The 10438-nt window shown below is 62.8% G+C and carries 13 protein-coding genes, 1 tRNA gene and 1 riboswitch; of the genes, 4 read left to right on the top strand and 10 right to left on the bottom strand.

Features of this window, described 5'->3' with window-relative positions:
• The coding region (locus ACEN88_RS16345; RefSeq protein WP_413341192.1) for a 5'-nucleotidase at nucleotides 1-897 on the bottom strand (897 nt) is incomplete at its 3' end.
• Nucleotides 898-1067: 170 nt separating this feature from the next.
• On the opposite strand from ACEN88_RS16345, the gene ACEN88_RS16340 reads away from it, so the two are divergent.
• Entirely contained in the window at nucleotides 1068-1586 is a 519-nt protein-coding gene (locus tag ACEN88_RS16340) for a lytic transglycosylase domain-containing protein (RefSeq protein ID WP_413341190.1), read from the top strand.
• A 66-nt stretch (nucleotides 1587-1652) separates the two neighbouring features.
• Here ACEN88_RS16340 and ACEN88_RS16335 read toward each other — a convergent pair.
• The 9 genes from ACEN88_RS16335 to ACEN88_RS16295 all read right to left on the bottom strand — a co-directional run bounded on the left by ACEN88_RS16335 (nucleotide 1653) and on the right by ACEN88_RS16295 (nucleotide 8043).
• Nucleotides 1653-1728 (bottom strand) — tRNA-Lys (locus ACEN88_RS16335).
• A 46-nt stretch (nucleotides 1729-1774) separates the two neighbouring features.
• Complete coding sequence (ybgF, locus tag ACEN88_RS16330) at nucleotides 1775-2536, bottom strand: tol-pal system protein YbgF (RefSeq protein ID WP_413341188.1); 762 nt, start codon at nucleotides 2534-2536, stop codon at nucleotides 1775-1777.
• Nucleotides 2537-2670: 134 nt separating this feature from the next.
• The gene (gene pal / locus ACEN88_RS16325; protein ID WP_371767975.1) at nucleotides 2671-3198 is read right to left on the bottom strand and encodes a peptidoglycan-associated lipoprotein Pal; all 528 of its coding nucleotides are present in this window, start codon (nucleotides 3196-3198) and stop codon (nucleotides 2671-2673) included.
• A gap of 24 nt (nucleotides 3199-3222) precedes the next feature.
• A complete protein-coding gene (gene tolB / locus ACEN88_RS16320; RefSeq protein ID WP_413341186.1) occupies nucleotides 3223-4488 on the bottom strand; it encodes a Tol-Pal system beta propeller repeat protein TolB in 1266 nt (421 codons plus the stop codon).
• Between the two features lie 34 nt (nucleotides 4489-4522).
• Entirely contained in the window at nucleotides 4523-5500 is a 978-nt protein-coding gene (gene tolA / locus ACEN88_RS16315; protein WP_413341184.1) for a cell envelope integrity protein TolA, read from the bottom strand.
• A gap of 10 nt (nucleotides 5501-5510) precedes the next feature.
• Nucleotides 5511-5939: a biopolymer transporter ExbD gene (locus ACEN88_RS16310; protein WP_056127297.1), complete on the bottom strand. Its 429-nt coding sequence runs from the start codon at nucleotides 5937-5939 to the stop codon at nucleotides 5511-5513.
• A 21-nt stretch (nucleotides 5940-5960) separates the two neighbouring features.
• On the bottom strand, nucleotides 5961-6644 hold the full coding sequence (tolQ, locus tag ACEN88_RS16305) for a protein TolQ (protein WP_036237603.1): 684 nt from the start codon (nucleotides 6642-6644) through the stop codon (nucleotides 5961-5963).
• Between the two features lie 27 nt (nucleotides 6645-6671).
• Entirely contained in the window at nucleotides 6672-7076 is a 405-nt protein-coding gene (gene ybgC / locus ACEN88_RS16300; RefSeq protein WP_413341182.1) for a tol-pal system-associated acyl-CoA thioesterase, read from the bottom strand.
• 217 nt (nucleotides 7077-7293) lie between these two features.
• Nucleotides 7294-8043, bottom strand: coding sequence for an SDR family oxidoreductase (locus ACEN88_RS16295; protein ID WP_413341180.1), 750 nt, complete (start codon nucleotides 8041-8043; stop codon nucleotides 7294-7296).
• A 142-nt stretch (nucleotides 8044-8185) separates the two neighbouring features.
• A riboswitch (ZMP/ZTP riboswitch) is annotated at nucleotides 8186-8319 on the top strand.
• A gap of 101 nt (nucleotides 8320-8420) precedes the next feature.
• Here ACEN88_RS16295 and glyA point away from each other — a divergent pair.
• The 3 genes from glyA to ACEN88_RS16280 form a co-directional block, all read left to right on the top strand.
• Nucleotides 8421-9668 carry a serine hydroxymethyltransferase gene (gene glyA / locus ACEN88_RS16290; RefSeq protein ID WP_371772071.1) on the top strand — a complete coding sequence of 416 codons (1248 nt, stop codon included), beginning with the start codon at nucleotides 8421-8423 and terminating at the stop codon, nucleotides 9666-9668.
• Nucleotides 9669-9710: 42 nt separating this feature from the next.
• A complete protein-coding gene (gene nrdR / locus ACEN88_RS16285; protein WP_056127307.1) occupies nucleotides 9711-10169 on the top strand; it encodes a transcriptional regulator NrdR in 459 nt (152 codons plus the stop codon).
• A gap of 127 nt (nucleotides 10170-10296) precedes the next feature.
• On the top strand, nucleotides 10297-10438 hold a 142-nt coding region (locus tag ACEN88_RS16280), incomplete at its 3' end, for a prepilin-type N-terminal cleavage/methylation domain-containing protein (protein ID WP_413341193.1).

Below are 10438 nucleotides of genomic sequence, written 5' to 3'. Positions count from 1 at the left end.
CGCGGCCGGGTCCAGGTGCAGGTCCTGGTCGTCGAAGAACAGGTGCGCGCGGAATGCCTTGACGACCTTCGACTTCGGCACGCCGCCGAGGAAGAAGATCTCGTTCACGTACACGCCCCAGTGGCGCAGGGTATTGATGACCCGCATCTCGGCCGGCGCGCTACGCGCCGTCACGATCGCGATCCGTACCGGCGACACGTCCGCGCCGAACGGCAGCCGTTCCTGCAGGCGCGCGAGCCGGCGCAGCAGGATCGCGTACGGACCGTCCTTCATCGGTTCGTTCTGCTTCTCGTCCTCGATCGTGTGGAAGCGGTCGAAGCCCTCGGTCTTGTAGACCAGTTCACTGGAATCGTCGAACAGCACGGCATCGCCGTCGAAGGCGATGCGCACCTGGTCTTCCGGCGGCGCCTCGGCCGCGTGCGGCGGCGGCTTCAGGATCGCGGCGGCGCAGGCCTGCGCATCGATCACGCGCTGGGCGTCTTCGACATTCGTCGTCAGGAACAGGTCGACGGCAAAGGCGTCCAGGTAATCGACGACGGACTCGCCGCCGGTGAACGCATGGCGCGAAATCGGCAGGCCGCGCGACCGAATGTTGTTGAAGACGCGGACACCGGTCTCCGGGCTGTTGCGCGACATGACGACGACTTCGACGAGCGGCTTCGATTCGGACGGCGCATAGCGGTTCAGGCCGAGCAGGGCGCGCACGAGGGCCATGCCGGTGCCGTCGCGCAGCGGCTCGTTCTCGCGCTCGAGCATGTAGGCGCGGTATTCCTCCAGTGCACCCTGGGGATTCTTGATGGATCTGGCTTTGTAGATAGCGTCGGCTTCTGCCAGGTCGAACAGGGCGGTGGCGGAGATGCCGACCACGAGGGTATCGGAAAGGTCGAGGGGAGGCATGGCAGTCGGATTCCTTGGTGGCGGAACGGGAGCATTCCAAACGGCAATTATCGAGGGCAGGGCTAAAGGATACTTGAGTTCAATCGATCACCCCGCCTGAGCGAGCGCAAACTGCTCATGCGGTACGGGTAAGACCATGAAGCGCATGACGTAACGAGACAGGTGACGACATGGCCGACCAGATGGTGTGCACCGAACCCCTCGCCCGCTTGCGCGAGATCCGCCGGCTCGTGCACGAGAACAACCGCTCCTGCCTGCCGGACGAACTGATCGTCTGCCAGATCTACATGGAATCGCGCTTCGACGCGTGCGCCCAGCCCGCAGGCAGCAGCGCACGCGGTTTGATGCAGTTGCTGAAGGTGGCGAACCGCGAACTGTTCCGGCTCGATAACCTGTGCAAGCCGGCCACCCAGCGCTGCGCGGAGCCTGCGCTGTATGCTGAAGCGGATGCATTTCACGCGAGCCCGGCGTTCATCGACGAGGCGACGAATATCCAGATGGGTACGCGCTATCTGCAGGCGTTGATCGACCGGGCCAGGCGTGAGAAGCGGGCGGATCCGATCGTGGAAGCGTACATGGATTATCGCGGCGTGCGGAACGGGATCTATTACCGCAAGATCCGCGCGGCGGCCGAAAAACTGAAACGCGATCCGGACGATATCGGGGCGTTGCATGCGATGACCGCATGAGCGGAGCGCAAAACAAAAAAGGCGTCACGATCACTCGTAACGCCTTGCTTTGCTACTGCTGAATTCTGGTAGGCCGTGCTGGGCTCGAACCAGCGACCAACGGATTAAAAGTCCGCTGCTCTACCAACTGAGCTAACGACCCGAAAGAAGCAAGATTATATGGGGTAACTGCAGTCGTGTCAAACGGGTTACTTCAGCGCCGCCAGCCGGTCCTTCGCTGCCTGCGCTGCCGCCGAGTCCGGGAACTTCGACACGAGCTGCTGCAGGGCCTTCTTGGCGTTTTTCTTGTCCTTCAGCTCCGTATAGCTGGAGGCGATGTTGAGCATGGCGTCCGGGGCCTTCGCGCTCGTGCCGTAGTTGGCGACGACGGCTTCCTGGGCGGCGATCGCGTTCTTGTAGTCGCGCTGCGCGTAATAGGCGTTGCCGAGCCAGTACTGGGCGTTGGCGGCATAGGCCGAGTCGGGGAAGCGGCGTACGAATTCCTGCAGGGCGCCGGCGGCGGCCTTGTAGTCGCCCGATTTGAACAGGTCCATCGCGCCGTCGTAGGTTCTCTTTTCGCTCGGCAGGACTTCGGCGGTCTGGCCGTCGATCGTTTCCTGGCGCGGTTCGAGTTTCTTGATGCGGGCGTCGAGATCCGCGTACAGGTCTTTCTGGTTCTTCTGGGCGTTGGCGACCTCGTTCGCGAGGACTTCGACCTGTCCGCGCAGGCGCGAGATTTCCTGCATGGTCTGTTCGTGCTGGTTCAGCATGTCGACGCCGATCGATTTGTCGGCCTTCGTGTCGACGCGGGCGTTGATGTCGCGTGCCAGTGCATCGACCTTGGCGCGCAGGTCGAGTATCGCCTTGCGGGCTTCATCGTCGTCGAGCAGGCCGGCGTTCGCCTGCAGGGGCAGCCAGGCGGTCAGGGCGAGGGCGACGGCGGCGAGGCGGAACTGGGACGGTTTGATCATCATGACTTTTCTAGACCTATGAAAACTTGGGAATCCAAATGGAAACGGGGCGGGATGCAGTCTGCACCGCATCCCGCCCCGCTGTCAAATCTGCCGGGAGCGCCAGCTCTCAGGCAGGCAAGACAGCGTCCCGATTATTGGTAGACGATGTCCGCGCGGCGGTTTTCAGCCCAGGCAGCTTCGTCGTGGCCGGTGGCCTTCGGCTTTTCCTTGCCCAGCGAAACAGCTTCCATCTGGCTGTCCGACACGCCCAGGGCAGCCATCGACTTGCGCACGGCTTCGGCGCGCTTCTGGCCCAGGGCCAGGTTGTATTCGGTGCCGCCGCGCTCGTCGGTGTTGCCCTGGATCAGGACCTTGCGCTGCTTGTTCTTGGTCAGGTAAGCCGAGTGGTTCTCGACGACCGGCTTGCCGTCGTCACGGACAACGTAGCTGTCGAAGTCGAAGTACACGCTGCGGTTCGCCAGAACGCCTTTCGGGTCGTTCAGCGGATCGACGCTGCCGGTTTCGACCGGCTTGATTTCACGTGCCGGTTCGGCCGGCGGCGTTGCCTGAGCGACCGGCTTTTCTTCGACTTTCGGGGCTTCCTGCAGCTTGGTCGACGAGCATGCCGACAGCAGGGCGGCAGCAGCCACGATGAACGCTACACTTTTTACATTACGCATGGTTTTTCTCCTGGTCAAAAGTTTTTACTTCATAAACGGGCCCCAGCTGGGCTCCCGAATGTTTCCCGCTTGGGTGCTCAGGCGCTGCTTGACGCGTCCGTCGACCGACACAACGGCCAATGCGGTACGCCCGCCACCCTTCGTCGCATACATGATGTATTTGCCGTTCGGCGAAAAACTCGGTTCGGTGGCCCCATCGGCCAAGCGTTGTTCCTGACCGGAAGCCAGGTCCATCGCATACAGGGAAAAACCCCCATCGCGTTGCGAAATCCACGCCAGCGTCTTGCCGTCCGGGGATACACGAGGGCTGATATTGTAGTTGCCGTTGAACGTGACGCGGGTTGCCTGCCCGCCGCTCACGCTCATCTTGTAGATTTGCGGACCGCCGCTGCGGTCGCTGGTGAAGTAAATCGACTGGCCGTCGTGCGAGAACTGCGGCTCGGTGTCGATGCCGTTGCTGTTCGATACGCGGCGCAGGCCGCTGCCGTCCGCGTTCACGATCCAGATTTGCGTATTGCCGGTCTTCGACAGGGCGAGGGCCAGCTTCGTGCCGTCCGGCGACCAGGCCGGTGCGGAGTTGTTGCCTTTCTCGTTGGCGACGACGGTACGCTGGCCCGTCACCAGGTTCTGCACGTAGATCACGGGCTTGCGCAGTTCGAACGAGACGTACGCGACCTTCGTGCCGTCCGGCGACCACGACGGCGAGATGATCGGCTCGCGGCCGTGCGCGGCGACTTGCTCGCCTTCGCCGTCCGCGTCGGCCACGACGAGCTTGTAGTCGCGCGCGGCCGGGTCCTGCTTCACGTACGTGATGCGGGTCGAGAAGATGCCGCGCACGCCGGTCAGTTTTTCGTAGACGTCGTCGGCGATGCGGTGGCCTTCCAGGCGCGTATTGCGCGCCGTGACGGCATCGGACAGTTGCGACAGCTGCGACTGCTTGACGGTGTCGAGCAGTTTATAACGCACCTGGAAGCGGCCGTCCGCGAGACGCTGCACGGAGCCCACGACAAGCGCGTCGGCACCGCTGGCCTTGAAGGCGGCCAGGTCGATGTTGGCGGTGTCGGAAATGGTCTGGCGCGCGTCGATGACCTTGAACACGCCGCTGCGTTCGAGGTCGGCGCGGATGATGGCGGACACCTGTTCGGGTGCCACCGATTCGTCGGCGAATGCCGCGACTGCGACCGGGATCTGGTTGCTGCCCACGCCGGCGATTTCGACTTTCAGCTGGGCATGTGCAGCCACGCCCATCAGGAGGGTGGCCGAAAACAGCAGGGTATGTAGTTTCTTCATGTTTCTCTCAGCAATGGTTAAGGTCGGAACGCGATCACTGCAGATCCTTCATATGGAACTCGATCACGAGGGAACGCTCTACCGTACCATCTTTCTTCTTTGGCAGTGGGGACGATTTGGTGATGCCTTTTTCGACGGCATCGTCGAATGAAGGCACACCGCTGCTCTTGATCTTCCTGACCGAAATGATCTCGCCGGTCGGTAACTGCTCGACGCGGAACGTCGCCGTCGGATTACCCGGTTCGTCGAGGCTGCCCGCATACGACGTATTGCCCTTCACCTTGGCCGTGATGGCCGCGGAGTAGCCCTTGTCGATGCGCGGCGCCGTCGATTTCTCGGCCGTGCCGGTGCTGGTCGGATTGCCGGCCGCGCCCGTGATGCGGCGCATTTCCTCGGCGCGGGCGGCTTCCAGTTTCTTCTGTTCGGCGGCTGCCTTTTTCTTCTTCTCGGCTTCCTCTTTCTTTTTCTTTTCCGCTTCGTCTTTTTTCTTCTGCTCGGCTTCTTTCTTTTCAGCGTCGGCCTTGGCTTTCTTCTCTTCGAGTTCGCGTTCCTTTTTCTCGGCGAGCGCCTTCGCTTTCTTTTCTTCCGCGCGCTTCTGTTCCTCCAGCTTGCGTTCGCGCTCTTCCTCGATCTGCTTGCGCTTCAATTCTTCCTTGCGTTTCTTTTCGCGCTCGAGGGCAATGTCCGGCGCCTTCGGCTGCGGTTTTTCGACGACGGGCGGCGGCTCCACGGCTTTCGGCGCGGGTTGCGGCGGCGGGGTCTCGGGTTCGGGTTCCGGCTCGGGCGCCGGGGCAGGCGCGGGCGGCGGCGCGGCGGTCTGCGTCGTCACGTCCCAGATTTCCGCCTCGACGGCGACGGGCGCATTGTTCTGCCAGCTCACGCCGATCCACAGGAACGCCAGCAACATGGCGTGCACGCCCACCGCCAGGCCGATGGCCGGCCAGCGGTTCGGTTCAGGCGGCACGCTGTAAGGCGCGCCGTTGCCGATGTTGGTCTGCTTCGTTGCTGACATCAGTTCGTCTTCACTTCGTGGCCAGGCCGACGCGGTTGATACCCATCTTCTTGGCTTCCGAAATCAGCTGGATGACGTCATCGTATTTGCTGTCGCGGTCGCCAGCTATCAAGACCGGATAATCCGGATGCTCGGCGTGCAGGTCGCGCAGGCGCGTGACGAGCGTCGACCGGCTCGATACGTCTTCCAGCGGCTGCGGATTCTTGCCCGTGATGCCGATCTGCAGCTGGGCGTTCTCCTTGATCGCGATCTGGATGTAGTCGTCCGGCGGCTGCGTCGAGCGCTCGGCGCTGGGCAGCTTGATCTCGCTGGGGTTCTGCGTCGGCGGTACCGCCATGAAGATGATGAGCAGCACCAGCATCACGTCGATGTACGGCACGACGTTGATCTCGGACTTGAGCTTGCGACGGCTGCCCCGCAGGCTGCTGTTGAAGGCCATGTCGGTTCCTCGTGACGGCGATCAGCGCGACTGGCGCTGCAGGATGTTCGAGAATTCCTCGACGAAGCTTTCGAAGCGGATCGCGAGGCGGTCGATGTCGTGGGTGAAGCGGTTGTAAGCGACCACGGCAGGAATGGCGGCGAACAGGCCGATGGCGGTGGCGATCAGCGCTTCGGCGATGCCCGGTGCAACCGTGGCCAGCGTGGCCTGCTGCACGTTCGCGAGGCCGCGGAACGCGTTCATGATGCCCCACACGGTACCGAGCAGGCCGATGTACGGCGAGACCGAACCGACCGACGCCAGGAAGTTCAGGTGCGTGTCCATCTGGTCCAGTTCGCGGTGGAACGCGGCGCGCATCGCACGGCGGGCGCCATCCAGCACGGCACCCATGTCGAGCGCGTCGCGCGACGCCTGCTTGCCCTTGATGAACTCGCCCATGCCCGCTTCGAAGATGCGGGCCAGCGGACCGCTCTGGTCGCGCTGGCTGCTGGCGCTCTGGTGCAGGGTGTGCAGGTTGCCGCCGGCCCAGAAGCTGCGTTCGAACTGTTCCGTCTGGCGGCGTGCCGCGCGGATCGCGAACAGCTTGCGGAAAATATATGTCCAGCTCATCAGGGAAATCGCGAACAGCAGGGCCATCAGCAACTGCACCAGCACGTGGGCATGGCGGATCAGTTCAATGAATGAGAGGTCTTGGACTGCGTTCATTGGATATATATTTGGTCAAATGGATGATCAGGCGGCACGCATTTTAGCAGCGGCAAGGTCGGGGAGGGAACGCGGACGCATCGTGACAGCATCGATGCAGCCGACTTTCACGTCGGCGCTGGCGAGCAGCGTATCGCCGCGCCAGGCCTGCTGGGCGAACTCGACGGACGCGCGGCCGAGCTTTTCCACGTTCAGGGTCAGTTTCACTTCATCGTCCAGGCGCGCGGACGCGACATAGTCGACGCTGGCATTGCGCACGACGAACAGCGCGCCGTCCTCGTCGCGCAGGGTTTGCTGATCGATGCCGAGCGAACGCAGCCATTCGGTGCGCGCACGTTCGAAGAACTTCAGGTAATTGGCGTAGTACACGATGCCGCCGGCGTCCGTATCCTCGTAATAGACGCGAACTGTCCAGGTGAAAACTGAAGGCATTTCAGCTGCCATAAATGAAAATGGGAAACATTTTACGCCATTTATACCCGTTATATGTGCGCCAGGGTACGTATACCTGGGTATGAGTGGCCGGCGTGAGAATGTGAGAGGCTCATGCCAAGCCAGCAACTGTAGCACTTTTTCATTTTGACCGGCGCCGCTGTTACAAAGCGAAAACAATTCGTTCGCCGGTCGACCGATTTTTGTGCTTGGCGCCTCAGCCCAGGTTGCGCTTGATGTTGAGCGGGCCGTAGCCCTGGCAGGTCGGCATCATCTCGATCTGGTTGATGTTGACGTGCGGCGGCAGGGTGGCGACCCAGTAGGCGGTCTCGGCGATGTCTTCGGCCGTCAGCGGCTGGGTGCCTTCGTAGACCTTGGCCGCGGCCGCATCGTCGCGCAGGCGCACGTTCGAGAACTCGGTGCCGCCGCACAGGCCTGGCGCGATGTTCGTCGCGCGCACGCCGGTGCCGGCGAGGTCGGCGCGCAGGTTCAGCGTGAACTGCTCGACGAAGGCCTTGGTGGCGCCGTACACGTTCCCGCCCGGATACGGGGTGCGGCCGGCCACGGAGCCGATGTTGATGACCAGGCCACTGCCGCGCTCGACCATCGCCGGCAGCAGGGCGTGCGTCATCGTGACGAGGCCCTTGATGTTCGTGGCGATCATCGTCTCCCAGTCTTCCAGCGGCACCTCGTACGCCGGCTTCGTGTTCAGGGCCAGGCCGGCATTGTTGATCAGGACGTCGATCTGGCGCCAGGATTGCGGCAGCATCGACAGCGCTTCCTCGATCGAATTCTTGTCGGTGACGTCCATCGCGATCGGCAGGGCGGATTCGCCCAACTCCCTTGCCAACGCCTCCAGACGGTCCTTGCGACGCGCCGCCAGCACCACCTGGTGGCCGTTCTTGCCGAAAGTGCGCGCCATGGCGGCGCCGAATCCGGCGGATGCGCCGGTGATGAAAACGATCATTTTGGTTTTTGCCTGGCAGGTGGTAACCGTGCGATTGTAGCTGAAATGACCACGCGGGGCAGCGCCGGAAGCCGGGTTGACAGGTCGGCATCGGTTTCCTTGCCTGGCAGCCGCACAATCCCGTACAATCCGAGGTTCCATTTACATCTCACGTGACTGGCGAAAACCGTGCGCTGCCGTCCGATCAGGAGCGATCGGCCTGCCGGCGCGTGGCGAAGGTGGGCACCCACCGGGGAACGTGAGATTTCAAACTTGCCGTTCGCCTGGGCAGCCACCGACTGGTACGCGTTGGTATCGCGGCTGCCCCGCATGTGTTTCGGCTCCCGCCTGTTCAGCGCTGACCGTTGCCTGGTTCTCTTATCGATTGGAGTTTTTTCATGTTTGCAAAAGATCACACGCTCGCCAAGGTTGACCCGGAACTGTTTGATGCCATCCAGAAGGAAAACAAGCGCCAGCAGGACCACATCGAGCTGATCGCATCCGAGAACTACACGTCGCCGGCCGTGATGCAGGCCCAGGGATCGCAACTGACCAACAAGTACGCCGAAGGCTATCCGGGCAAGCGCTACTACGGCGGTTGCGAATACGTCGACGTCGCCGAGCAGCTGGCGATCGACCGCGTGAAGGAACTGTTCGGCGCCGAAGCCGCGAACGTCCAGCCGAACTCGGGTTCGCAGGCGAACCAGGGCGTGTTCTTCGCGATGCTGAAGCCGGGCGACACCATCATGGGCATGTCGCTGGCCGAAGGCGGCCACCTGACCCACGGCATGGCGCTGAACATGTCGGGCAAGTGGTTCAACGTCATCTCCTACGGCCTGACCGAGCAGGAAGACATCGATTACGAGCAGATGGAACGCCTGGCGCGCGAGCACAAGCCGAAGCTGATCATCGCCGGCGCCTCCGCCTTCGCCCTGCGCATCGACTTCGAACGCTTCGCCCGCGTGGCGAAGGAAGTCGGCGCGTACTTCATGGTCGACATGGCCCACTACGCCGGCCTGATCGCCGCGGGCGAATACCCGAACCCGGTCCCGCACGCCGACTTCGTCACGTCGACGACGCACAAGTCGCTGCGCGGCCCGCGCGGCGGCATCATCCTGATGAAGGCCGAGCACGAAAAGGCCATCAACTCCGCGATCTTTCCGGGCATCCAGGGCGGTCCGCTGATGCACGTGATCGCCGGTAAGGCGGTCGCCTTCAAGGAAGCGCTGTCGCCGGAATTCAAGGCCTACCAGCAGCAGGTCGTCAAGAACGCCAAGGCACTGGCCGAGACGCTGATCTCCCGCGGCCTGCGCATCGTCTCGGGCCGTACCGAATCCCACGTGATGCTCGTCGACCTGCGTTCGAAAGGCCTGACCGGCAAGGAAGCGGAAGCGATCCTGGGCCAGGCGCACATGACCTGCAACAAGAACGGCATCCCGAACGACCCGCAGAAGCCGTTCGTGACGTCGGGCATCCGCCTGGGCAGCCCGGCCTTCACGACCCGCGGCTTCAAGGAAGAAGACGCCGTCAAGGTCGGCCACCTGATCGCCGACGTGCTGGACAACCCGCACGACGCCGCGACCATCGAGCGCGTCAAGGCGGAAGTCAAGCAACTGACCGACAAGTACCCGGTCTACGAAGCGTAATGCGATAGGGAGGGCGCCCTTGCGGCGCCCTCTACAAGCCCCATGAAATGTCCGTTCTGTCAGCATGAAGACACCCAGGTCCTCGATACCCGCGTATCCGAGGAAGGCGACGCCATCCGCCGCCGGCGCCGCTGCGTCGCGTGCGACAAGCGGTTCACCACGTACGAACGGATCGAGCTCTCGATGCCGTTCATCGTCAAGAAGAACGGCAGCCGTACCGAATACGAATCCTCCAAGCTGCGCGGCAGCCTGATGCTCGCACTGCGCAAGCGCCCGGTGGCGGCCGAAGCCATCGACCGCGCCGTCGCCTCCATCGAAGAGAAACTCCTCACCAGCGGCCGGCGCGAGGTCGACACGGGCCATGTCGGCGAACTCGTGATGCAGGAACTCAAGCGTCTCGACAAGATCGCCTACATCCGCTTCGCCTCCGTCTACAAGAACTTCGAAGACCTGGCCGAGTTCCAGGAAGCCATCGCGGAAGTGGGCCAGCCGCGTAAGTAATCGAGTAAATAAGCGCGTCACTTTTCCCGGTTTTTAGTTCCCTCCTCACGGTTGAGTCGTCACACGGCTTGCCGGAGCTCGACTGTTACCTTCTCAGCTCTGTTCAACGCAACGCTGGAGGTCGTCGATGCGGTCGCTGTCGGGTTCGCCACTGAGCGTGCGCGCGGGCTTTACGCTGGTCGAAGTGCTTGTCGCCCTGTTCGTCGTCGCGCTCGGCATCGCCGGCGCGGCCGCGCTGCAGACGCTGGCGGTGCGCTCGGCGCGCGAGC

The organism is Massilia sp. CT11-108, assembly GCF_047302915.1.
Lineage (GTDB): Bacteria > Pseudomonadota > Gammaproteobacteria > Burkholderiales > Burkholderiaceae_D > Telluria > Telluria orientalis.
The sequence above is the reverse complement of the archived record's forward strand: the minus strand, read 5'-3'. Positions and strand labels throughout refer to the sequence as shown.